22 protein-coding genes are annotated in these 21,609 nt (G+C 42.1%); 18 read left to right on the plus strand and 4 right to left on the minus strand.

The window, feature by feature from the left end; all coding sequences use genetic code 11:
* Nucleotides 1–10: 10 nt before the first annotated feature.
* The 10 genes from atpE (at nt 11) to KPY62_RS09430 (ending at nt 9,957) form a co-directional block, all read left to right on the plus strand.
* Complete coding sequence (gene atpE / locus KPY62_RS09385) at nt 11–259, plus strand: F0F1 ATP synthase subunit C (RefSeq protein ID WP_010197960.1); 249 nt, start codon at nt 11–13, stop codon at nt 257–259.
* A gap of 131 nt (nt 260–390) precedes the next feature.
* On the plus strand, nt 391–861 hold the full coding sequence (locus tag KPY62_RS09390) for a F0F1 ATP synthase subunit B (protein WP_216581766.1): 471 nt from the start codon (nt 391–393) through the stop codon (nt 859–861).
* 13 nt (nt 862–874) lie between these two features.
* On the plus strand, nt 875–1,507 hold the full coding sequence (locus KPY62_RS09395) for a F0F1 ATP synthase subunit delta (RefSeq protein ID WP_216581767.1): 633 nt from the start codon (nt 875–877) through the stop codon (nt 1,505–1,507).
* A gap of 96 nt (nt 1,508–1,603) precedes the next feature.
* Entirely contained in the window at nt 1,604–3,148 is a 1,545-nt protein-coding gene (atpA, locus tag KPY62_RS09400) for a F0F1 ATP synthase subunit alpha (RefSeq protein WP_216581768.1), read from the plus strand.
* 244 nt (nt 3,149–3,392) lie between these two features.
* Nucleotides 3,393–4,274 (plus strand): F0F1 ATP synthase subunit gamma, encoded by an 882-nt coding sequence (gene atpG, locus KPY62_RS09405; RefSeq protein ID WP_216581769.1) that lies wholly within the window; start codon nt 3,393–3,395, stop codon nt 4,272–4,274.
* A gap of 62 nt (nt 4,275–4,336) precedes the next feature.
* A complete protein-coding gene (atpD, locus tag KPY62_RS09410) occupies nt 4,337–5,770 on the plus strand; it encodes a F0F1 ATP synthase subunit beta (RefSeq protein WP_201622901.1) in 1,434 nt (477 codons plus the stop codon).
* A 170-nt stretch (nt 5,771–5,940) separates the two neighbouring features.
* The gene (locus KPY62_RS09415) at nt 5,941–6,357 is read left to right on the plus strand and encodes a F0F1 ATP synthase subunit epsilon (RefSeq protein ID WP_201622902.1); all 417 of its coding nucleotides are present in this window, start codon (nt 5,941–5,943) and stop codon (nt 6,355–6,357) included.
* A 531-nt stretch (nt 6,358–6,888) separates the two neighbouring features.
* Nucleotides 6,889–7,605 carry a response regulator gene (locus KPY62_RS09420; RefSeq protein WP_201622903.1) on the plus strand — a complete coding sequence of 239 codons (717 nt, stop codon included), beginning with the start codon at nt 6,889–6,891 and terminating at the stop codon, nt 7,603–7,605.
* A 221-nt stretch (nt 7,606–7,826) separates the two neighbouring features.
* The gene (locus tag KPY62_RS09425; RefSeq protein WP_216581770.1) at nt 7,827–9,512 is read left to right on the plus strand and encodes an ATP-binding protein; all 1,686 of its coding nucleotides are present in this window, start codon (nt 7,827–7,829) and stop codon (nt 9,510–9,512) included.
* Nucleotides 9,513–9,777: 265 nt separating this feature from the next.
* Nucleotides 9,778–9,957, plus strand: a complete 180-nt coding sequence (locus KPY62_RS09430; protein ID WP_216581771.1) for a hypothetical protein — start codon at nt 9,778–9,780, stop codon at nt 9,955–9,957.
* A gap of 10 nt (nt 9,958–9,967) precedes the next feature.
* Here KPY62_RS09430 and KPY62_RS09435 read toward each other — a convergent pair whose 3' ends face one another.
* The gene (locus KPY62_RS09435) at nt 9,968–11,434 is read right to left on the minus strand and encodes an ATP-binding protein (protein ID WP_216581772.1); all 1,467 of its coding nucleotides are present in this window, start codon (nt 11,432–11,434) and stop codon (nt 9,968–9,970) included.
* A gap of 252 nt (nt 11,435–11,686) precedes the next feature.
* Here KPY62_RS09435 and rpsP point away from each other — a divergent pair, with 252 nt between their 5' ends.
* From rpsP to rplS, 4 genes are all read left to right on the plus strand, one after another.
* Nucleotides 11,687–11,953, plus strand: a complete 267-nt coding sequence (rpsP, locus tag KPY62_RS09440) for a 30S ribosomal protein S16 (RefSeq protein ID WP_201622907.1) — start codon at nt 11,687–11,689, stop codon at nt 11,951–11,953.
* A gap of 195 nt (nt 11,954–12,148) precedes the next feature.
* Entirely contained in the window at nt 12,149–12,682 is a 534-nt protein-coding gene (gene rimM, locus KPY62_RS09445; protein ID WP_201622908.1) for a ribosome maturation factor RimM, read from the plus strand.
* 95 nt (nt 12,683–12,777) lie between these two features.
* Entirely contained in the window at nt 12,778–13,548 is a 771-nt protein-coding gene (gene trmD, locus KPY62_RS09450; RefSeq protein WP_201622909.1) for a tRNA (guanosine(37)-N1)-methyltransferase TrmD, read from the plus strand.
* A 163-nt stretch (nt 13,549–13,711) separates the two neighbouring features.
* Nucleotides 13,712–14,137 (plus strand): 50S ribosomal protein L19, encoded by a 426-nt coding sequence (gene rplS / locus KPY62_RS09455; protein WP_201622910.1) that lies wholly within the window; start codon nt 13,712–13,714, stop codon nt 14,135–14,137.
* Nucleotides 14,138–14,357: 220 nt separating this feature from the next.
* Here rplS and KPY62_RS09460 read toward each other — a convergent pair whose 3' ends face one another.
* Nucleotides 14,358–14,912: a DUF4442 domain-containing protein gene (locus tag KPY62_RS09460; RefSeq protein ID WP_216581773.1), complete on the minus strand. Its 555-nt coding sequence runs from the start codon at nt 14,910–14,912 to the stop codon at nt 14,358–14,360.
* Nucleotides 14,913–15,519: 607 nt separating this feature from the next.
* On the opposite strand from KPY62_RS09460, the gene uvrC reads away from it, so the two are divergent.
* Complete coding sequence (gene uvrC / locus KPY62_RS09470) at nt 15,520–17,409, plus strand: excinuclease ABC subunit UvrC (protein WP_216581774.1); 1,890 nt, start codon at nt 15,520–15,522, stop codon at nt 17,407–17,409.
* Nucleotides 17,410–17,478: 69 nt separating this feature from the next.
* On the opposite strand, the gene KPY62_RS09475 is transcribed toward uvrC, so the two are convergent.
* Nucleotides 17,479–18,054, minus strand: a complete 576-nt coding sequence (locus tag KPY62_RS09475) for a dihydrofolate reductase (protein WP_216581775.1) — start codon at nt 18,052–18,054, stop codon at nt 17,479–17,481.
* A 554-nt stretch (nt 18,055–18,608) separates the two neighbouring features.
* Between KPY62_RS09475 and KPY62_RS09480 the strand changes: the two genes are divergently transcribed.
* The 3 genes from KPY62_RS09480 to KPY62_RS09490 all read left to right on the plus strand — a co-directional run bounded on the left by KPY62_RS09480 (nt 18,609) and on the right by KPY62_RS09490 (nt 20,477).
* Nucleotides 18,609–19,091 carry a hypothetical protein gene (locus KPY62_RS09480; RefSeq protein WP_216581776.1) on the plus strand — a complete coding sequence of 161 codons (483 nt, stop codon included), beginning with the start codon at nt 18,609–18,611 and terminating at the stop codon, nt 19,089–19,091.
* Between the two features lie 247 nt (nt 19,092–19,338).
* Nucleotides 19,339–19,488 carry a recombinase family protein gene (locus tag KPY62_RS09485; RefSeq protein WP_324033941.1) on the plus strand — a complete coding sequence of 50 codons (150 nt, stop codon included), beginning with the start codon at nt 19,339–19,341 and terminating at the stop codon, nt 19,486–19,488.
* Between the two features lie 137 nt (nt 19,489–19,625).
* Nucleotides 19,626–20,477, plus strand: coding sequence for a thymidylate synthase (locus KPY62_RS09490; protein ID WP_216581777.1), 852 nt, complete (start codon nt 19,626–19,628; stop codon nt 20,475–20,477).
* A 148-nt stretch (nt 20,478–20,625) separates the two neighbouring features.
* Here KPY62_RS09490 and lgt read toward each other — a convergent pair whose 3' ends face one another.
* Nucleotides 20,626–21,510: a prolipoprotein diacylglyceryl transferase gene (gene lgt, locus KPY62_RS09495; protein ID WP_216581778.1), complete on the minus strand. Its 885-nt coding sequence runs from the start codon at nt 21,508–21,510 to the stop codon at nt 20,626–20,628.
* Nucleotides 21,511–21,609 lie beyond the last annotated feature (99 nt).

Raw genomic sequence — 21,609 nt, forward strand, 5'->3', positions numbered from 1 at the left:
GGATACATCCATGGATCCAGTATTAGGTGGTTACACAGTTATCGCAGTAGCACTACTTATCGGTTTAGGTGCACTAGGTACAGGCATTGGCTTTGCAATCTTAGGTGGCAAATTCCTAGAAGGCGTTGCACGTCAACCAGAGCTTGGTTCACAATTGCAAACTCGTATGTTCATCGTGGCAGGTCTACTTGATGCTATCCCGATGATCGGTGTTGGTATTGCTATGCTATTGTTGTTCGCAAACCCTCTAGCAGGTTAATCAGAAAGCTCAGTTGTAAATGTTTGATTTTCAAGGTTTTTCTAAAAGATTGTTACCAATAAATTTAGTCAAATTTTGACTATCAAACATGGTCAATGAAACTGATTTTTCATTAACAAAGAGGTGATCACGTGAATATCAATTCTACCCTCATCGGTCAAGCCATTGCTTTTGCAATCTTTGTGATGTTCTGCATGAAGTTCGTGTGGCCACCACTTATCGGTGCTATCAATGACCGTCAGCGCAAAATCGCTGAAGGCTTAGATGCCGCAGAAAAAGCAAAAGCAGATTTGGCCACCGCGGAGCAAGATGTACAGCAGGAGCTTAATCTGGCTAAGACTAAAGCTGCTGCCTTAATTGAGCAAGCGAACAAGAGTGCTAATCAACTCATTGAAGATGCCAAGTCGCAAGCTCAGATCGAGGGCGAGCGTATTCGTCAACAAGCACAGGCGGCAATCGATCAGGAAATCAATCAAGCGCGTGAATCATTGCGTGCCCAAGTTGCAGAACTTGCAGTCCTTGGTGCTGAGAAGATTTTGCAAGATAGAGTCGATGTGCAAAAACATGCCAGCATGTTAAATCAGCTGGCGGCGAAGCTGTAATTGTGAGGATATAATGGCTGACTTATCAACCTTAGCACGACCCTACGCGAAAGCCGCGTTTGACTATGCCAATGAGAACGGGGTAGTAAACGAGTGGGAAGATTTTCTATTCGTTGCCAGTACGATTGTCAATGATAAATCTTTTCACACCTTGCTAGACAATCCAGCTGTTTCTGCTGAGCATAAGTCAGCCGCTCTGACTGATCTTTATGATACGCAAGTAGCTAGTGCTAGTGATTCTGCCTTTAAGCAACTATTGGGTACTACCCATGGTCGCAGTGAGCAGATTCATAACAGTAGTGTCAGCTATCCAAAAGTATCAACTGCGCTTAATAACTTTGTAAACCAGCTAGCAGAGCAAGAACGTTTGGCCCTGCTACCTGAAGTTTATAAACATTATCGTCGTCATAAAGCGATAAGTCTGAAGCAGCTTGATGCTTACGTGACTACCGCCTATCCATTGACAGACGAGCAGCGTGAGATGTTACAAACACGTCTTGCTGCCTCGCTTAATGCCAGTGTAGTGATTCACGAAACAGTTGATTCTAGTCTTTTAGCAGGCGCTACTATCAAAGTCGGTGACAAAATCATCGATGATTCAATGCGCGGTAAGTTAAAACAGTTAAAAACACAGCTAACGGCCTAATACTACTGATAGGCAATACCCTACTGAATTAGTGGGGTGTGCTAGTGAGAGTGTTTGAGTCAGTGGGCGGTATCATAAATTAAAGGAAACCAGGCAATGCAACAATTGAATCCAGCGGAAATCAGTAGTCTGATTAAGCAGCGTATTCAAGACCTTGATGCGGGTGCAACTGCAAAGAATGAAGGCACGATTGTCAAAGTATCTGACGGTATCGTGCAGATTCATGGTCTTGAAGACGCTATGTACGGCGAAATGATTGAATTTGAAGGCGAGATCTATGGAATGGCGCTGAACTTAGAGCGTGATTCTGTCGGTGCAGTAGTATTGGGCGACTTCTTAAAATTACAAGAAGGCCAAAAAGCATATTGTACTGGTCGTATTCTTGAAGTACCCGTAGGTCCTGAGCTATTAGGTCGTGTTGTTGATGCTTTAGGTAATCCTATTGATGGCAAAGGTCCTATCAATGCCAAAATGACTGATAAAGTTGAAAAGATTGCTCCAGGCGTTATTGATCGTCAGTCAGTAGATCAACCTGTTATGACGGGTTATAAAGCCGTTGATACTATGATCCCAATCGGTCGTGGTCAGCGTGAACTTATTATTGGTGACCGCCAAACCGGTAAAACGGCAATGGCTATCGATGCGATCATTGCGCAAAAATCATCTGGCATTAAGTGTGTGTATGTGGCCATTGGTCAAAAACGCTCTACTATCGCCAACGTGGTGCGCAAACTTGAGCAAACTGGTGCCCTTGAATATACTACAGTAGTAGTTGCTTCAGCATCAGAGCCAGCAGCGCTACAGTATATTGCACCGTACTCAGGTTGTACGATGGGTGAATACTTCCGTGACCGCGGCGAAGATGCACTGATTGTTTTTGATGATTTATCAAAACAAGCGGTTGCTTATCGTCAGATATCGCTATTGTTACGTCGTCCGCCAGGTCGTGAAGCTTATCCTGGTGATGTATTCTATCTTCATTCACGTCTATTAGAGCGTGCATCACGCGTTAATGCTAATTATGTAGAAAAATTCACTAACGGTGAAGTGGTTGGTAAAACCGGTTCTTTAACCGCCTTACCAATTATTGAAACCCAAGCTGGTGACGTTTCGGCATTCGTACCGACTAACGTAATTTCAATTACTGATGGTCAGATCTTCTTAGAATCAAGCCTATTTAACTCGGGTATCCGTCCAGCAGTGAACGCTGGTATTTCGGTATCGCGAGTTGGTGGTGCGGCTCAGACTAAGATTATCAAAAAGCTCTCTGGCGGTATTCGTACTGCCCTAGCTCAGTATCGTGAATTGGCAGCGTTTGCTCAGTTCGCCTCTGATCTTGATGATGCGACTCGTGAACAGCTGGATCATGGTGAACGCGTGACTGAACTGATGAAACAAAAACAGTATCAGCCAATGTCCATCTCTGAGCAAGCTGCGGTTATCTATGCCTCAAACGAAGGCTTCTTAGCAGACGTTCCAGTCGAGAAGATCGGTTCTTTTGAAGAAAGCTATTTACGTTATATGCATGATGAGCAATCTGAGCTGATGAAAGAGATCGATGACACTGCAAATTATAATGATGATATTGCAGGTCGTTTAAAGTCGTCACTTGAGACTTTTAAACAAAACCACAGTTATTAATTTAACGGGTTAAGTTGGTTAAAGGCGCTGTGATAGTGGTCTAATATCGAAGTTATTAGTAGCTCTTAATAATATCAATAGGATATTATTAAGACCTCACTTTGACAGTAGTAGCAGATATTAGTGCCGCTATCAGCCGCCATTACTGACATGTTATTGCATAATGCCACAAGACAATACTTTTTCTATTACTACCTTGTAGCATGTGCCAATGCTCTTTTAACCCTCTTATATTGGAATCATTATGGCAAGCTTAAAAGAGATACGTGCCAAAGTCACCAGTATTAAAAGCACCCAAAAAATTACTCGTGCCATGCAAATGGTGGCCGCGAGTAAGATGCGCCGTGCCCAAGAACGCATGAGCGTGGGTCGCCCGTATGCTGATAGTATGCGCCGGGTTATTTCACATTTGGTGCATGCCTCATCAGACTACAAACATCCGTATATGGTAACGCGCCCAGTCAATAAAGTGGGCTATATCGTTATCACCTCTGATCGAGGCCTAGCGGGTGGTTTGAATATCAATTTATTTAAAGCGCTATCAAAAAGCATTCAGCAATACCAGCAACAATCGGTAGCCGCTGAGTACGCTGTTATCGGTGCTAAAGGCGTCAGTTTCTTTAAAAGCTTCGGTGGCAAAGTCACCTCTGCTGTTACTGATTATGGTGATAAGCCAACCTTTGAGCAGATAAATGCGCCAGTGCAAGCGATGCTTGATGACTATAATAACGGCAAGATAGATCGTATCTACTTAGTATATAACCAGTTTATCAATGCGATGACTCAGAAACCGACTGTTAATCAGTTAGTGCCTCTACCAGAAGGTGCTTTTAGTGATGACGAAAGCGGTATGCAGACTGAGTTAAGCTGGGATTATATCTACGAGCCTGACATCAAGACCTTGATTGACGATCTGCTAGGACGTTATATCGAATCTATCGTCTACCAAGCGGTTATGGAAAACATTGCCTCTGAGCAGTCTTCCCGTATGGTTGCTATGAAAGCAGCAACGGATAATGCTGGTGACTTAATTAACGATTTACAGTTGGTTTATAACAAGCTGCGTCAAGCGGCGATTACTCGAGAAATCTCGGAAATCGTTGGCGGTGCTGCTGCTGTTTCATAATTACTGTTTGTCTATAATTGTTTTTATGAAGCCCCCATATATAGAAGTTAAAGGAGAACGCAATGAGTAGCGGTCGTATTGTACAGATTATTGGCGCGGTTCTTGACGTTGAGTTCAACCGTAACGAAGTTCCACAAATTTATGATGCCTTGCAAGTTGACGGCACCGAAACCACTTTAGAAGTACAGCAACAGTTAGGTGATGGCATTGTACGTACCATCGCTATGGGCTCAACTGAAGGCCTAAAACGTAACTTACCAGTTACTAACACTGGCGCTCCTATTTCTGTGCCTGTTGGTATCGGTACTTTAGGTCGTATCATGGATGTCCTAGGTCGTCCTATCGATGAAGAAGGTCCAGTAATAGCTGATGAGCGCTGGTCAATTCACCGTGAAGCGCCAAGCTATGCTGAACAGTCAAATAGTACTGAGCTGTTAGAGACTGGTATTAAAGTTATCGATCTACTTTGCCCGTTCGCTAAAGGTGGTAAAGTTGGTTTGTTTGGTGGTGCTGGGGTTGGTAAAACCGTCAACATGATGGAATTGATCAACAACATCGCTCTTAAGCATGAAGGCCTATCAGTATTTGCTGGTGTTGGCGAACGTACTCGTGAAGGTAATGATTTCTATCACGAAATGCAAGATGCTGGCGTTGTGAATACCGAAGACTTTAGCAAATCTAAAGTAGCGATGGTATATGGTCAGATGAATGAGCCACCGGGTAACCGTTTACGTGTGGCCTTATCTGGTTTGACGATGGCTGAATACTTCCGTGATACTAAAGATCCTGCCACTGGCAAAGGTCGTGACGTACTACTGTTCGTTGATAACATCTATCGTTATACCTTGGCCGGTACTGAAGTATCAGCACTACTAGGTCGTATGCCATCGGCTGTTGGTTACCAGCCAACTTTAGCTGAAGAGATGGGTATGCTGCAAGAGCGTATTACTTCAACGCAGTCAGGTTCAATCACTTCAGTACAAGCAGTTTATGTACCAGCGGATGACTTGACCGATCCATCACCTGCTACTACTTTTGCTCATTTAGACGCTACTGTAGTACTGAGCCGTGATATTGCTTCACAAGGTATCTATCCTGCGGTTGATCCACTAGATTCAACTTCACGTCAGCTTGATCCACAAGTGATCGGCGAAGAGCATTATAATGTTGCTCGCGGCGTGCAAGAAGTGTTGCAAAGCTATAAAGAACTAAAAGACATTATCGCTATTCTAGGTATGGATGAGCTGTCTGAAGAAGATAAACTAACCGTTTATCGTGCGCGTAAGATTCAGCGTTTCTTATCACAGCCTTTCCACGTTGCTGAAATTTTCACTGGTGCGCCTGGTAAATATGTGCCACTACGCGATACTATTGCTAGCTTTAAAGCAATCATCGCTGGTGAATATGATGACTTACCAGAGCAAGCCTTCTATATGGCTGGTGGTATCGATGAAGTCGTTGCAAAAGCAGAAAAAATGAAATCTACTGCAGCCTAAGCAGATCAATCGCTGAGCTAGTGAGTGTATAATCTATAAGCCTTAACAAGTTTATCCACTCATGAGCAGTATGAATTTAATGGTTATTTCTATAATAGCTTTACTGCTTTTAGTATTCTATAAAAATAACTGCTGTTGGAAACTACTGCTTTTACAATAAGGAATTAAGTATGGCAACGTTACAATGTCGTGTAGTAAGTGCCCGTGAAGAGTTGTATTCAGGGGAGATTAGTATGCTAATCGCAACCGGTAGCGAAGGCGAGATTGGGGTGTTGCCAGGCCATACGCCACTAATTACTTTGCTAAAACCTGGTGCAATGCGCTTACAAAAGGCTAATGGCGAAGAAGAAGTTATTTACGTTTCAGGTGGGGTTTTAGAAGTACAGCCAAAGATGGTTACTATCTTAGCTGATACTGCTATGCGTGCTCATAATCTTGACGAGAGCAAAATCGTTGAAGCTCGTAGAAAAGCTGAGCAAATGCTAGTTAATCAGTCTGATACTCTGCAAACTAACGCAGCATTAGCCTCACTAGCAGAATCAGTGGCTCAGCTACAGACTATACGTAAGTATCAGAATCGAAGCTAAGACAATCAGTAAGCGTTAGATCATTATTGATAATAGCCATATCTTATCAACAACAGTCCATAATGGGCTGTTTTTTTATGGCTTATTACCTTATATGTATATCCTTTTTAAAGGATTAATAAATAATAGTTATTTATCCCAAAAGACACTAGCGATCTCAGTGATATTTAGTTATATTACGGTACTACTAACTTTATCAACAGTAGACTGAAAGCGACTCAATAGCAGGCCAGCTTCAGCTAAATGCATTCAGCAGGGCATAACAGTACATAAGCAGTACCTATAATAGTGAACCTTTATGATTTTCGGACGTTAACTAAAGTTTTAGCCAATATTGTTTATAGGTTTTGTTAATGACAATGAGCTATAGTATAGGTGGCAGTAGATTTGCTAGTATAGTAAGCTCACGAAACTGAAAAACCCAAATAAACATAAATAGATGACTATAATACTTATAAATTATGCCACTTCACGGTGTTATTAATTTCTAATTTTATTACTTTTAACTCAGATGTACTAGAGGATATAGCAATGACAGCAACTGATGACGACAATACCCCTCGAATTTTGATTGTTGAGGACGATGAGCGTCTTGCCATGTTAACCCAAGATTATTTGGTAAAAAATGGTCTAGAAGTAGCGATCGAAACAGATGGTAATCGTGCGATTCGTCGTATCGTTAGCGAGCAGCCAGACTTAGTAGTACTTGATGTCATGTTACCAGGTAGTGATGGCTTGACGGTTTGCCGTGAAGTACGTCCACACTATCAAAATCCTATCTTGATGTTGACGGCACGCACCGAAGATATGGATCAAGTGCTAGGCCTAGAAATGGGCGCTGATGACTATGTTGCTAAACCTGCTCAACCACGCGTACTGTTAGCGCGTATTCGTGCTTTATTACGTCGTTCTGAGAACGCCCCTTCTGAAGATGTGCCACAACGCTTAGAGTTTGGCGAGCTGGTCATTGATAATGGTGGTCGCTCAGTAATGCTTGGTGAAGAGTTAGTTGATTTTACTAGCGCTGAATATGACTTACTATGGTTGTTGGCTTCTAATGCCGGTCGTATCTTATCGCGTGAAGATATCTTTGAGCGTCTACGTGGTATCGAGTATGACGGACAAGATCGTTCAATTGATGTACGTATCTCTCGTATTCGTCCAAAGATTGGTGATGATCCTGAGAATCCAAAGCGTATCAAAACGGTACGTAGTAAAGGCTATCTATTCGTCAAAGAAGGTAACTAAGTCTGTATTTAGGCTTATTATAGAATCATCATAGTCAGTTATCTAGAAAAACCAGCATTATGCTGGTTTTTCTTGGTATAAATTTTAACTTTTTGACCTTATGGATAGCGTTCTATGGTTTAATTAGCTGCTATAGTCAGTGCAATAAATTAAGTTTAGCTAGCAGTTCTTGCTCATCCCCCATTATTCAGTCATCATTCAACAGTTTGGTCACGGCTCGTATGTCATTAGTCTCCTCGTTAAAACACAGTATCTTCGTACGTATCTATGGCGGACTATTAATAGTTTGTCTATGCGTAGCCTTATTTGCGCAGTTGTTGATGGATACTATCAATAAAGAGCGAGTGCAATCCTACCGTGAGAATATGGCAACAGGGGCTTTTTACTTAGTAAGTGAAGGTATTGGTCATCAGGACAGTGAGGCCCAGCGTGAGTATTGGCTATCTGATGCTAGTAGTCTGTTTGGCTCAACGTTTAAGATACTGCCGATCAAAGAGGTTGGTTTTAGCTCTAGTGAATTGCGCCGTTTTGATAATGGTGAAACGGTAGTTCGATACATTACGCAACCTACTTATGCTAATGTTTATCATCGATTGCCAGATGGCAATAGTGTATTGACAGTGCGAATCTCACAAGTTACTGAGCAGCAAGTGCGTGCTATGGCGGTATTCCTCTTAGACGACTTGTCCTACTATTCGACGCTATCGGCAAAACGCAGTCGTCTAGCGGAGCTATCAGAAAAATTTGCTTTTCCATTGAAGTTAAAAGGTATCAATAGCTTAAGTCTAGACAATGACCAGATGGCGCGATTGCGCCGTGATGAAGTAGTTATATTGTTTCAAGATACTAGTACCAACCAAGGCGGCTCTTCGATAAAAATAATTGTGCCTTCTGAAATTAACGATATGGTGATAGTGATGGGGCCAGTACCCTTATTCAACTGGTTTCCACTAAATCTAATCATCAGTATGGTACTGATTAGCATGTTCTTAATCAGTCTAGGCGTCTACGCCCTTATCTTCCCGCTCGAGCGTAAGCTACAATTAATCCAAGTTGGGGTTAATGAGGTCAGCGAGGGTAACTTGGATATTCAAGTACAAGTTATCGGTCAAGATGAGATTGCTCGTTTGTCAGCGACTTTTAATGCTATGACTTCACATATCAAACGTCTGATTGAGTCACAGCGTGAGTTAACTCGGGCGGTGTCTCATGAGCTGCGTACGCCAGTCGCTCGTATTCGTTTTGCGGTCGATATGCTGGCTGATACTGAAGATGAGGAGTCACGTTTTAAGCAGCGCGATTTCATAGATGAAGATATTGAGTCGCTCAACGGTTTGATTGATGAGATGTTGACTTATGCCAAATTAGAAGAAGGCTCACCTAAGCTAGATCTAGAAGCGGTAAATCTTAAAGAGCTAATCGAGCAGGTGGTCCGTGAGACTAATGCGTTAGGTAAAGATATCAAAATCGTTGGTAATCCGCCTAATGCTAAAGTGACAGCAATTGCTGATCGTCGCTATCTACATCGAGTCATTCAAAATCTAGCTGGTAATGCATTACGCTATGCAGAGACTACTATCATCATCAGTGCTGGAGTAAAAAAAGGCGATGCTTTTGTTATCGTTGAAGATGATGGTCATGGTATAGCAGAGTCTGATCGTGAAAAGGTGTTTATTCCTTTTTCACGCTTAGATGACAGCCGAACCCGTGCTTCAGGTGGCTATGGTTTAGGCTTATCTATTGTATCGCGCATTGCTTTTTGGTTTAATGGTAGTATGTCTGTAGACGAAAGCCCGGAGCTGGGTGGCGCGCGCTTTGCCATGACTTGGCCGATTAAGCCTTTGACTCAAACTATCTCTGCTGACCAAATAACTCAAGAGCAAAGCAATCGCAGTTTTGATAGCTAATATCACATCCAAGGTATCGGTGCAAATTTTCGATCCAAATAGTAAAGGCTAAAGAATAGCAGCTAGAGTAGCTCGCAGAGTTTTTATGTACTGTAAGAACAGCCATCAGTATTAGCAGCCCGTTATTATTTTAATTTTTAGCTAAGCATAAGTCTGAATGTAAACATAGCTGGCTATGCAGCAGTTGGTTATCAATAGACTCATTAATGAGTTGAAGCTAGTGAAGGGGATAGGCCTTACTGTTTGAAATACAGGAGCAGAAACAATGCGTTATTTATTTGGCGGTTTAGTATTACTAAACGCTATCACTTTAGGTTACTACTTATTTATACCGCAGCCGTCAGTTACTAACAGTCTAAAGTTGATTGAAGCTGAGATAATACAGCCACTGGCATTTACCAATAGCGCCACGTATATTGCACCGCCTATTGGTAAAGCAGAGTAGCCAACAGTATTTATTGCCCTGCTATTGTATTATCAGCAATAATTTTAGCTTCACTAGCTGAGGCTTCGTCCCCAGTAACTTTAGAAATTAGTGGAATACGCACACAAACCTCTAAGCCCCCATCAGGATGATTAATAGCCTCGACTTCCCCATGATGTAGGCGGGCAATACGACTAACAATCGCTAAGCCTAAGCCGCTACCTTGGGTAGTCCGTGCTGTCTCCCCGCGCTCAAAGGGCTGCATAATACGCTCCAACTGATCCTCTGCGACGCCTTCACCACAGTCTCGTACACAAATCACTAATTGCTCATTAGCCTCTTTATTCACTTGGTTTTCGCTAACTATCTCACTATCTTCTTCCAGCTCAGCCTCGCTAAGAATGGGTACTACCTGAGCCGATAAATAGATCGGTGGTTTACCATAACGGTTAGCGTTGTTAACTAAGTTGATGATCAAGCGTTTGATTGATAGAGGGCGCACGGGAACAGCGTTATTACATTCAGATTGATAGATAAACTTCATCGGCGCAAACTGCACCATAATCTCTTTAAATATAGTGTCTAAGTTGGTTAAGCGCACTGGTTCATCAGAGCCATCTTTCATAAATGAGATAAACTGCTCTAAGATCGCATCCATGTCTTCGACATCATAAATAAGCCCTTCACGGAAAAAGTCATCCGGCAGCATCTCAGCGGTTAGGCGCATTCGGGTCAGAGGAGTGCGCAGATCGTGAGAAATTCCAGCGAGCATAATAGTGCGCTCTTTTTGTGCTTGGTTAAGGGTAGTAAACAGACGATTAAAAGCGGTGTTCACTTGCCGAATCTCAGTAGGGCCACTATTCGTTGGCAAAGTAGTCGCATGGCCCAGACGGATATAATTGTTTGCCGCCCGCTGCAAGTAACGCAGTGGACGATTAAGCTGACGCGCTAATAAAATGATAGTCAACAAGGTCAATATCGGTAAGCCAAACAAAAATAATATTAGTAATACTGGACTGTATTGTGAGTAATAGACAACCGACTCGCGAATCCAAAAGCTAGTATCACGACTGTCTTGGACCCACAACTGGGGAGTAGGTTTAAATTTAAAATACACCGCTACAGGACGCCCAAGTTGAGCCCCAATCTCATTTTGCAGCACGTCAGTAAATAAGCCTACAAAAGCTTTATCTTCCACTTTTGGGAAGTCGCTAGGGTTATTCACTACTGCCACATGTGAGTGCTGATAGACCCACTGCTGCATTTGTGGATTATCCCGCCAGTCACGTTTGACACTGTTCATCAGACGCAGCTCACTAGTCAAATAGCGTGCATGGCTTTTGAGCTCTGGTAAATAAAGACTGCGCCAAAAAAACCATATCGATAAGCTAACGCTAATGATTACAATAAAAGTAACCATCAGCGTGGTTTTCCAACTATTGGAATAGGAGCGAGTAAACCAACCTTGACGGCGTGAGCGTGGATTCGGAGATATCATAAGCAGTTGTGGCTCTGGACAATAGGTAATAATGTATGAAGTATAGTGCAATAGTTATTCAGGTGCTATGGGCACTACTAGACTTTTCACTAACCAAACGCCAGCTATAAGAATCGGCAGGCATTCGTCAGAGTGATTAGCGTTAAGTCACGGTTATAAAAGCATTAAATAAACCTAGTTTAGGTGTTTAATAATAAAATACTATGTTATAATTACGCCCTTTTTGGTATACCTGCGAAAGAGAGAATTCACATGGTTGTTATTCGTTTAGCACGGGGCGGTGCCAAGAAACGCCCATTTTATCAAGTAGTAGTAGCAGATCAACGCCGCGCGCGTGATGGCCGTTACATCGAAAATATTGGCTTTTTTAATCCGCTAGCTAAAGATTCAGAAGAAGCAGTACGCGTAAACATGGAAGCGTACAAGTCTTGGATCGAGAAAGGTGCACAACCTTCAGATCGCGTTGCTTCTTTAGTAAAGTCTTATAACAAAGCAGCTACTACCGAAGCTAAAGCTTAAGTATTAGTTTATCGGCTAATTAGATAAGTAAATGATTAAACAGCGTAAGTTATTTAATCATTCATTTTTATTAGCCTGCTTTAAAACATAGCGTAACTGGTCTAACCAGGCTACGCCATTAACTGTTTATTGCTGTTTTAAGTGGCTGTTGATGTTTACGTCAATAGGTGCTTATACAAAGCTAGGTTCGCTGTTATGTCATCTGCTCCAGACGCTAAATCCCTCATGAAAATTGCCCAGCTCAAAAAGCCTTACGGCATTAAAGGCTGGTTATGGTTATTTAGTGAAACTGATAATCGCGAAGACATATTTGGCATGCAGCCGTGGTGGATGAAAACCGCTACTGGTATGAAGCCGTTGACTGTCAAAGCTTGGCGTCAGCAAGGTACAGGGATCGTTGCTCAGTTTGAGCAAGTTCCTGACCGTAACGTCGCTGAGACTATGAACGGAGTTACCGTTTGGGTTGAGCAAGATATACTGCCAGAGACTGCTGCTGATGAGTTTTATTGGTCAGATTTGGTAGGTATGCGAGTCATAAACGAGCAAGATGAGTATCTAGGTGATATCACCGAAATGTTTGAAACGGGTGCCCATGATATTATGCGTGTAGCCGTTACTTCAGACAGTATAGATGGTGAAGAGCGTCTGATACCTTGGCATAAGCAAACCGTAGTGCAAGTCGATAAGACTAGCAAAACGGTAACTGTAGATTGGCCAAGCGACTACTAATAACAGACTGTTAGTTCAGTGTGAGTAGCCGTCATTTGCCTTTACCAAGTTAAGGTGATGACACTAAGCTGAGTAGTTAAACAAGCGGGCCTAAGATGTATTTTGCAGTGATTAGTATTTTTCCTGAGATGTTTGCATCGATTCGTGATTTTGGTATTACGGGACGAGCAGTGACTCAGAATCAGGTCACTATAGAGTGCATTAACCCGCGTGATTATACTACTGATAACTACCGCCGCATTGACGAACGTCCTTATGGTGGTGGTCCTGGCATGGTCATGATGGCTGAACCTTTAGCGCAAGCTATTGATGATGCTCGTCAGCGAGCTAGCTTACATGGCTGTCGTATTGACAAAGCGCATTGTCCGGTGATTTATATGTCACCACAAGGGCAAACGCTGAGTGAGAGTAAAGTGCTCGATATGGCTGAGTATGACGGCATGATTATATTGTGCGGTCGTTACGAGGGCATAGATGAGCGCTTATTAGCACAATATGTTGATAGCGAGGTGTCAGTTGGTGATTATGTGCTTACTGGTGGCGAGCTGCCAGCGATGGTACTAATGGATAGTGTGATTCGTCGTCTACCAGATACTATGGGTGATGATCAATCAGCTGAGCAAGATTCGTTCGTCGATGGCTTGCTTGACTGCCCACACTATACTAAGCCGCATGAGTTTGCAGGTATGGCTGTCCCGGAAGTACTACTTTCAGGTCATCATGCCAACATTGCCAAGTGGCGTTTTAGTCAGCAAGTTGAACGTACGCAAGCGCGGCGTCCAGATCTATGGCAAGCGTTTACTCCCAATGTTCAGCAAGCGAAGTGGTTAAAAGCCTTAGCGAAAGCAGACAGCAATAACCGTTAAACAAATAGTTACTCGTCAAAATTTTGCGCAATAATAAAACAGGTCATACCATAATGGCCGTTTGTATAACCCTTACCTTGTATCTTATTACAGATATAATTAATTATTACAAACAGGTGATATGCGCTTAGCCTCTATTATCTAATGTGAGGAGATAACTCTCATGAGCAACAAGCATCCATTAGTTCAAGTCATCGAAAATGCCCAACTACGTGAGCACCCAAGCTTCAGCCCAGGCGATACTGTCGTGGTTCAAGTAAAAGTACGTGAAGGCGATCGTGAGCGTTTACAGGCCTTTGAAGGCGTTGTTATCGCTAAGCGTAACCGCGGTCTAAACTCAGCATTTACCGTTCGTAAAATTTCAAGCGGTGTTGGTGTTGAGCGTGCTTTCCAATTGCATTCACCTATTGTTGATAGCATTGAAGTGAAACGTCGCGGCGCTGTTCGTCGTGCGAAACTGTACTACTTACGTGAGCGTTCTGGTAAATCAGCACGTATCCGTGAAAAACTTGGCGCTCGTCCAGTTAAAAAAGTCGCTCAGAAAAAGACTGATGCTAACGTTCCAGCCGATACTGCACCAGGTATCTAAGCACTTATTTAAGACTACCGTTACTTCAGCTTAATTCATTGATGGATAGGTTGTAGTAAACCAGTAGACTTAGTGCTCGCTGCAAGCCCTTATTCATAGGTTTATCATATTAATAAGTAGGTGTACCAAAAAAGACAAAACCCCAATCTTGCTGATGCCAGATTGGGGTTTTTGTATCTATAGACTTTAATATTAGTAAAGCTGCTGATTTATTAGTCGCTTAATCAATAGTATCTACCGGACTGCTCTGATTTTTAGATTTGCTGTGTTTACGCAGACGAATATAGACCGTCTTAGTCACAGTAGCGATGATTTTTTGTTGATCATCGACGATGTCGGTCTTATAGTCACGAAATACCGCTTCACCGTGCTCTGCTAAGTCGCGGATGGTGGCTATCTCATCATTAGGGATCTTCATACGTGCGGTAACTCTAGTTTTGCCAGGGGCGATAAACTCAATATGTGAGCTTTTGTCCCAAACCACGTAGCTACTACCAAGCTGGTGCATCAACATAGTCATATAAAAAGGATCAACCATCGAATACAAGCTACCGCCAAACTGGGTGCCAACGATATTTTTATTCATCGCATTGAGCCCCATGCTAACTACGCATAAGCCATGATCAAGATTGACATGCTCAACTTTAATACCGGCACCAACATAAGGCGCATAAGTATTAATACGCAATTTAAGCAAATGGGGCGACAACAGCGGCATAATGTTTTTTTTAGTTTTACGCTTGAACGACTCAAAATTCTTTGGTAATAGGTTCATAGGGTTGTCCTGTTGTTTTTTATAATTATAGCGGTTATCTAAGCTTTAGCTGCGCAAAAGATAACCATAATAGTTAAAAATAGCAGCACTAGCCAGTCTTAAAGGGTAACTAAACTAATGCTTATCTTAAGCATGAATGACCGATGATGCAAGCCAAGCGCTGGCGTATCGACTAAGCGTTTCGGGATTATCGCTTTGAGTATGTAGATACTATTGCGGTGACGCGGGCGGCAACTACTGGTAAAGTAGTAACGGTCGGCGCTATTGCCGCTACTTTTGCTATAATTTTAGGTCTAAACCAAGATTTTGTACTAGAAAAAGTAGGCTGTAAGTTATTAAATACTGCTGCATTTAGGTTTTGTAGGTACTAGATCCCCAGTCAAAACCAGTCAAACATCTCTTTACTTGGGCACAAGGTATTGGTATGTCGCATAGTGCCTTTACTATTATTTAAGGTTAAGATCTTTATAGTTATAGGTGTACTTATAGTTCTAATGTCGCTTTAATGTGGTTTTGCTGCGGCTTTACCCTGATGCATTGTTGCAATATCAGTATAATTGCCCCATAAATAAATGTATTACAGCATTTTCTGAGAGTACTGTTCATTATGGTCACTGATTCAAAATCAAGCATTGTTGACGATAAAAAACCTATCGATAATAAAAATATAGCCATCGATAAAGAGGATAAGCAAGCTCGTCTAAAGCATCTGATTAAACGCCTGCCAAACTTGCCAGGGGTCTATAAAATGCTGGGTAAAAATGGTGACATTCTCTATGTGGGCAAGGCTAAATCGCTGAAAAGTCGGGTTAATAGCTACTTCGCTAAGACCATCGACCATCCAAAAACTCGTGCGCTAGTGGCTCGTATTCATAATATCGAAACCATTATTACTCGGAGCGAGACTGAAGCGCTATTGCTTGAGCAAAACCTGATTAAGGAGCATCGTCCGCCTTATAACGTTATGTTGCGTGATGATAAATCTTATCTCTATGTGTTTATTTCTGCTGATAAGCCTTATCCTCGTCTAGCTTATGGCCGTGGCAAAGGCAATCATCAAAAGGGTAAGTTTTTTGGGCCATTTCCTTCGGCATATGCGGCTAAAGAAACTTTAGTACTGATGCAAAAAATGTTTCAGATGCGCCAGTGTACTAATAGCTTTTTCAAACAACGTAAGCGCCCCTGTTTAGAGTATCAGATCAAGCGTTGCCGTGCCCCTTGCGTGGGTTTAGTGACCCCTGAGGATTATATCGAGGATGTGAATAATACTATTCGCTTTCTTAAAGGCGATTCTAGCGATATTCATAGTGCTTTGATTGAAAAGATGGAAGGTGCGGCTGAAGAGCTGGATTTTGAAAAAGCGGTTTTCTATCGAGATCAGCTATCGATGCTACGCGAAGTGCAGGCGCGACAAGCAGTTTATACTATAGAAGGTGAGGCAGATGTGATCGCCATTGCCAGCCAAGCGGGTATGACCACAGTGAATGTGCTAACCGTACGTGGCGGGCGAGTACTTGGCGGTAAGAACTACTTCCCTGATGTAGATAGTAGTCTGCCACTAGAAGATAATCTATCAGCCTTTATAATGTCGTTTTATTTCCAAGTAACGGATGATTTGCCGGGCGAGATTATTTTAAGCCACAAGTTACCGGATCAAAGTGCTGTCGCTGAAGCCTTGGCAACCCATTTCGGTAGTAAAGTGGTAATAAAAAACAGCGTACGTGAGCACCGTGCTGAATGGTTAGATTTAGCAACGCTCAATACCAATAATGCTTTGAAGACTAAGCTGGGTGATTATTTAGAGCTGCACGCCCGCTTTGGCGCGTTAAAGGATGTACTAGCCTCGGTAAGTGATCGAGTTATCGATCGTATCGAATGCTTCGATATTTCGCACACTATGGGTGAGGCGACTATTGGTAGCTGCGTAGTGTTTGACCAAGGAGGTTCAAGGCGTCGTGACTATCGGCAGTATGCCATTCACGATATCGTCGGCGGCGATGATTATGCAGCCATGAAACAAGTACTGACCCGCCGCTATAAAAAGCAGCCGTTGCCAGATTTACTGTTGATCGATGGTGGCAAAGGTCAGTTAAGTATGGCCAAAGAGGTATTGGTAGAACTCAATATTCTCGGTGATACGCTATTAATTGGCGTGGCCAAAGGTGAGGGGCGTAAAGCAGGATTAGAAGTGCTGCATTTCTTAGATCACGAGCCGCTCGACTTGCCTATGGATAGCAAAGCGCTGCATTTACTAATGCATATTCGCGATGAAGCGCATCGATTTGCGATTACTGCCCATCGTAAAAAGCGTGACAAGCGTCGCTCATCGTCAGTATTAGAAGTGATCCCTGGGCTAGGAGAGAAGCGTCGTCGCGACTTACTGAATCATTTCGGTGGTTTACAGCAGTTACTAGGCGCTTCGCAGCAAGAGCTGGCAGGGGTACAAGGTATTGGACCAATACTAGCCAAGACCGTCTATAAAGTGTTGCATGAGTAATCTACAAATCAGTGGCTTGATTGACATAAAACACTGATGCAAAACCTGATAGCGGTAGCCAATAAGCCACTATTGATTAGTGGCTTTTCTTTGGTAAGTCACAAATTTAAAATCTAAATTGCTTTTGTCATCATGCATCTGCTCAGACTGCTGCGCTACAGTGAAGTCACTAGGTAGCTGAGGATAAAAAGCATCACCAGCCTCAATTTCAGTATCAACGTGAGTCAGCTCAATGCGATCGGTATAGAGTAAGGCGTCGCTAAATACTTTTTCACCACCGATAACCCAGATAGTCTCTAAATGTGCACCATGCGCTAGACTTGCTGCTTGGGTCAAAGCATCATCTAAGTTATGTACTACGTAAGCGTTGTCTTTGCCCTCTAAGCCTTGTTGCTGGGCATAATCTAGCTGGCTAGTAATAATAAAGCTAACCCGCTTAGGTAAAGGCTTGCTGCCCATAGATTCAAAAGTTTTGCGACCCATAATAACGATGCCTTTTATGGCATTGACGGTTTCTGCAGTAGTTAGCTGTTTAAAATGCTGCAAATCGGCTGAGATATGCCAAGGTAAATCATTACCTTTACCGATACAGCGATTGTTACTAATAGCAGCGATTTGGGCTACTTGGGTATTGGCATAACTCATGGAATATCCTTGATCGTTAATAAAAAATGGCTTAGTAAAAACAGCATGGTATAAATACTAGCATAGACACTAACGAAAACAGTAGTTATAAGTGGCGTTTATACTGTTATTATTAATTCAGGCTTAATAGCGGCATGTGACTGATAATTATCGATAGTAGTATTTTGGTAGTTAACAGCGTAGCTGGCACGGTTAAATGGCACTGTTAGGAGTCTCATATTCGCTAATTTAGGCATCTCATATTGGTGTTACTAGTAATCAACGCTCAACGACATAAGCAAGATATATTATATTTTATTAATACACATAAAAATACTTAATTCCAGCTTAGAAGTCACCCTAAAACCCTACCAATCAGCGCATCAGTAAATTGAAATCACGTCTCTTAAGACTGCTTTAGCTTCTGTTTTAGCTGTAGGCTATCTTCAATAATATATTCAGCGAATTTCTTCTTAACATAATCTAATTTATAGGAATAATCGCATGGTTTTGGGCGGTTGCTGCTATAGTCTTAGTTTGTTAGATCATAGACTATAATTAAGGAGTATTGTTTAATGAAGCTACCGATTAAATTCTTATTAGTTCCTGTAGTCTTACTCGCTTTTGATGCGAATGCTGCTAACTCCAATTTTAACCACAAAGGTATACAAAAGGGTGCTACTTCAATGTCTTGTTATCACGACCCATGTGCCGTAACAAGAATAATGAATTTTGAAATTACTAAAAAGAAACCTGGTTATACTCAGTTGAAGCTTAAAGCTGTAGGTGGTTACAGAGGCTGGGATGATAAAAAAACTATATGGGATCATGAATTTTATACGATGTATGTCAACTGCTCACTGAAAAGACCTAATATAGCAGGTAGTCTAAATGGAGAAAACGATATATTACCCATTGGCGTAGGTGATAATAGTTGGATCCCAGGCGCACAATACCCTGATGTTATTTTATACCTACAAGCATGTCATAACTATAATGGGGAACCTGAAAAGGGTGGCGCAAAATATGGTTATAAGATTAAGCAACCATATTTATAAGATTAAGCATACTTTGGAATGCTTTTATTCTAAAGGAGCGTATTTTGGATTTTAGTATTATAGATGTATTGAGTATACCCCAAGGGAACCAGCTATTTTACCCTCTAAACCTATTAATAGACCACTTAAAACAGACCGCCACAATAGAACCACTTATAACAGACTACTATGGGTGTTTATAGTTATTAGAGCGTATCTAAGAGCGTCTACTAAATAACACGATGCTAAGTATGCTAAAAGCGAACTCATAGCATTTGCCAAAGATAGTGACTACAAAATTGCCGCTTGCTATGTTGAAAACTTATCAGGAGCTACTTTGGTGCGACCCCAGTTAATGCAGCTGATTGATGAAGCTTATGCAGGCGATGTGATTCTAGTTGAGCAGATAGATCGCTGATTTCACCTACAGGTTTGTACAATCAAGTCTCAAACTTTATAATGCTTAAGAACTGGTCAGGTAAAATGTGTTGTGACCGCATGGCAATAGAAACACAGCCTGATGAGAAAGAAGTTTAGTCTAACTAAGGTGATTGAATGAAACAATATCTAGATTTGTGTCAACGCATAATCGATGAAGGTGTATGGGTTGAAAATGAACGAACTGGAAAGCGTTGTTTAACCGTTATTAATGCTGATTTGCAATATAACGTAGGAGCTAATGAGTTCCCTTTAGTAACTACTCGCAAAAGTTATTGGAAAGCAGCTATCGCAGAGCTTTTGGGGTATATACGTGGATATGATAATGCCGCTCAGTTTCGGGCGATTGGCTGTAATACTTGGAATGCCAATGCTAATGATAATGAAGCTTGGTTAGCCAATCCTTATCGCAAAGGTGAGGATGATATGGGACGAGTCTATGGTGTACAGGGACGCCGTTGGTGTAACTCAGTAGGGGAGGAGTTCGATCAGCTTCGTAAGATTTACGACAATCTGCGCAATGGTATTGATGATCGAGGTGAAATTCTAACTTTCTATAATCCAGGCGAGTTTGAGATGGGGTGTTTGCGTCCTTGTATGCATACTCACACGTTTTCATTGTTAGGAGGAAAGCTGTATTTAACGTCATCGCAACGTTCATGTGATGTGCCATTAGGTCAAAACTTTAATCAAATCCAAGTTTTTACCTTATTAGCTTTAATGGCTCAAATTACCGGCCATGAAGCAGGAAGTGCTTATCATAAGATAGTAAATGCACATATTTATGCAGATCAGTTAGAGTTAATGCGCGATGTGCAATTAAAACGCCAACCTTACCCCGCAGCTAAGCTGCATATCAACCCTGAGATTAAATCTCTTGAAGATATCGAAACTTGGGTCACATTGGATGATTTCAAAGTTACCGACTACCAATACCATGAGCCTATTGCGTATCCATTTTCTGTATAAGCAGATAGCTGTAGGCCAAAGATGAATTGAAAACAGTGAAAAGATGACTTATAAGCTGAGCAGGAAAAATAGTCTTTGCTAGATTTTCTGCTCTTAATCCCTTACTAACTTTTATAGAAGCTACTTGATGCTTGCTTGCGCAAAGCCCTTAATAAGCCGTCTGTTTGCCCCAATCATAAATACCACGCTTGTAGGCATAAGCTATCAAGAAGATACCAATAAGGATCATTGGAGCGCTGAGTATTTGCCCTTTAGTCATCCAACCTAATAAGATAAAACCTTGATCCATATCTGGTTGACGGAAGAATTCAATGACGAAGCGGCTCAAGCCATAACCTAGCATAAATACGCCAGTAACCGCCATACGTGGGCGTGGCTTCGATGAATACCACCATAAGAATAAGAACAGCAGCAAGCCTTCAGTAAGCGCTTCATAGAGCTGTGAAGGATGGCGCGGCAATAGGGATTGTCCATTTACTTCAGTAACTAAAGCTTGTAGCGTAGGACTGGTTTGCAGTAAAGTAATATCAGCTTGAGCGGCTTGTGGGAAAAAAGTAAGCCAGTTATAGCCCCCATCAGATACTCGTCCCCACAGCTCACCATTTATATAGTTGCCGATGCGTCCAAACAACAGTCCTGTGGGCACACAAGGAATGATAAAGTCCAGTACTTGAAAAGGCGTCTTTTTATATTTACGGGCAAAATATAGCATGCCAAGGCCAACGCCAATTAAGCCGCCGTGAAAGGACATGCCACCTTCCCAAACCTTAAATAAGTAAGCTGGGTTCTGTAATAATTCGCCAAACTGATAAAACAATACGTAACCAACACGGCCACCCAATATTACCCCTAGTGCGCCAAAAAACACTAAGTCAGATACCATATCGTTCGACCAGTTATCACGTTTAGTACTGCGATACCAGGCGAGACCATAAGCGGCGGCAAAAGCCAATAAATACATCAGGCCATACCAATGTACGGCTACTGGGCCCATGGATAGAGCTACAGGATCATACTGTGGGTGAATCATCATAAGGGCATCATAATATGGATAATAAAATGCTGACTATCATAACAAATTTTACGCTCACGGACATCATTAGCATGCAATGGATGGCAAAGGGTTTAGAAA

The sequence above is a fragment of the Psychrobacter sp. TAE2020 genome (assembly GCF_018919485.1).
Classification (GTDB): Bacteria; Pseudomonadota; Gammaproteobacteria; order Pseudomonadales; family Moraxellaceae; genus Psychrobacter.

Bases quoted from the DNA above. Each gene is read 5' to 3' on its own strand.
- atpE (WP_010197960.1), top strand. From the start codon at position 11: ATGGATCCAGTATTAGGTGGTTACACAGTTATCGCAGTAGCACTACTT.
- KPY62_RS09395 (WP_216581767.1), top strand. From the start codon at position 875: ATGGCTGACTTATCAACCTTAGCACGACCCTACGCGAAAGCCGCGTTT.
- atpA (WP_216581768.1), top strand. From the start codon at position 1,604: ATGCAACAATTGAATCCAGCGGAAATCAGTAGTCTGATTAAGCAGCGT.
- atpG (WP_216581769.1), top strand. From the start codon at position 3,393: ATGGCAAGCTTAAAAGAGATACGTGCCAAAGTCACCAGTATTAAAAGC.
- atpD (WP_201622901.1), top strand. From the start codon at position 4,337: ATGAGTAGCGGTCGTATTGTACAGATTATTGGCGCGGTTCTTGACGTT.
- KPY62_RS09415 (WP_201622902.1), top strand. From the start codon at position 5,941: ATGGCAACGTTACAATGTCGTGTAGTAAGTGCCCGTGAAGAGTTGTAT.
- KPY62_RS09420 (WP_201622903.1), top strand. From the start codon at position 6,889: ATGACAGCAACTGATGACGACAATACCCCTCGAATTTTGATTGTTGAG.
- KPY62_RS09425 (WP_216581770.1), top strand. From the start codon at position 7,827: ATGTCATTAGTCTCCTCGTTAAAACACAGTATCTTCGTACGTATCTAT.
- KPY62_RS09430 (WP_216581771.1), top strand. From the start codon at position 9,778: ATGCGTTATTTATTTGGCGGTTTAGTATTACTAAACGCTATCACTTTA.
- KPY62_RS09435 (WP_216581772.1), bottom strand. From the start codon at position 11,434: ATGATATCTCCGAATCCACGCTCACGCCGTCAAGGTTGGTTTACTCGC.
- rpsP (WP_201622907.1), top strand. From the start codon at position 11,687: ATGGTTGTTATTCGTTTAGCACGGGGCGGTGCCAAGAAACGCCCATTT.
- rimM (WP_201622908.1), top strand. From the start codon at position 12,149: ATGTCATCTGCTCCAGACGCTAAATCCCTCATGAAAATTGCCCAGCTC.
- trmD (WP_201622909.1), top strand. From the start codon at position 12,778: ATGTATTTTGCAGTGATTAGTATTTTTCCTGAGATGTTTGCATCGATT.
- rplS (WP_201622910.1), top strand. From the start codon at position 13,712: ATGAGCAACAAGCATCCATTAGTTCAAGTCATCGAAAATGCCCAACTA.
- KPY62_RS09460 (WP_216581773.1), bottom strand. From the start codon at position 14,912: ATGAACCTATTACCAAAGAATTTTGAGTCGTTCAAGCGTAAAACTAAA.
- uvrC (WP_216581774.1), top strand. From the start codon at position 15,520: ATGGTCACTGATTCAAAATCAAGCATTGTTGACGATAAAAAACCTATC.
- KPY62_RS09475 (WP_216581775.1), bottom strand. From the start codon at position 18,054: ATGAGTTATGCCAATACCCAAGTAGCCCAAATCGCTGCTATTAGTAAC.
- KPY62_RS09480 (WP_216581776.1), top strand. From the start codon at position 18,609: ATGAAGCTACCGATTAAATTCTTATTAGTTCCTGTAGTCTTACTCGCT.
- KPY62_RS09490 (WP_216581777.1), top strand. From the start codon at position 19,626: ATGAAACAATATCTAGATTTGTGTCAACGCATAATCGATGAAGGTGTA.
- lgt (WP_216581778.1), bottom strand. From the start codon at position 21,510: ATGATGATTCACCCACAGTATGATCCTGTAGCTCTATCCATGGGCCCA.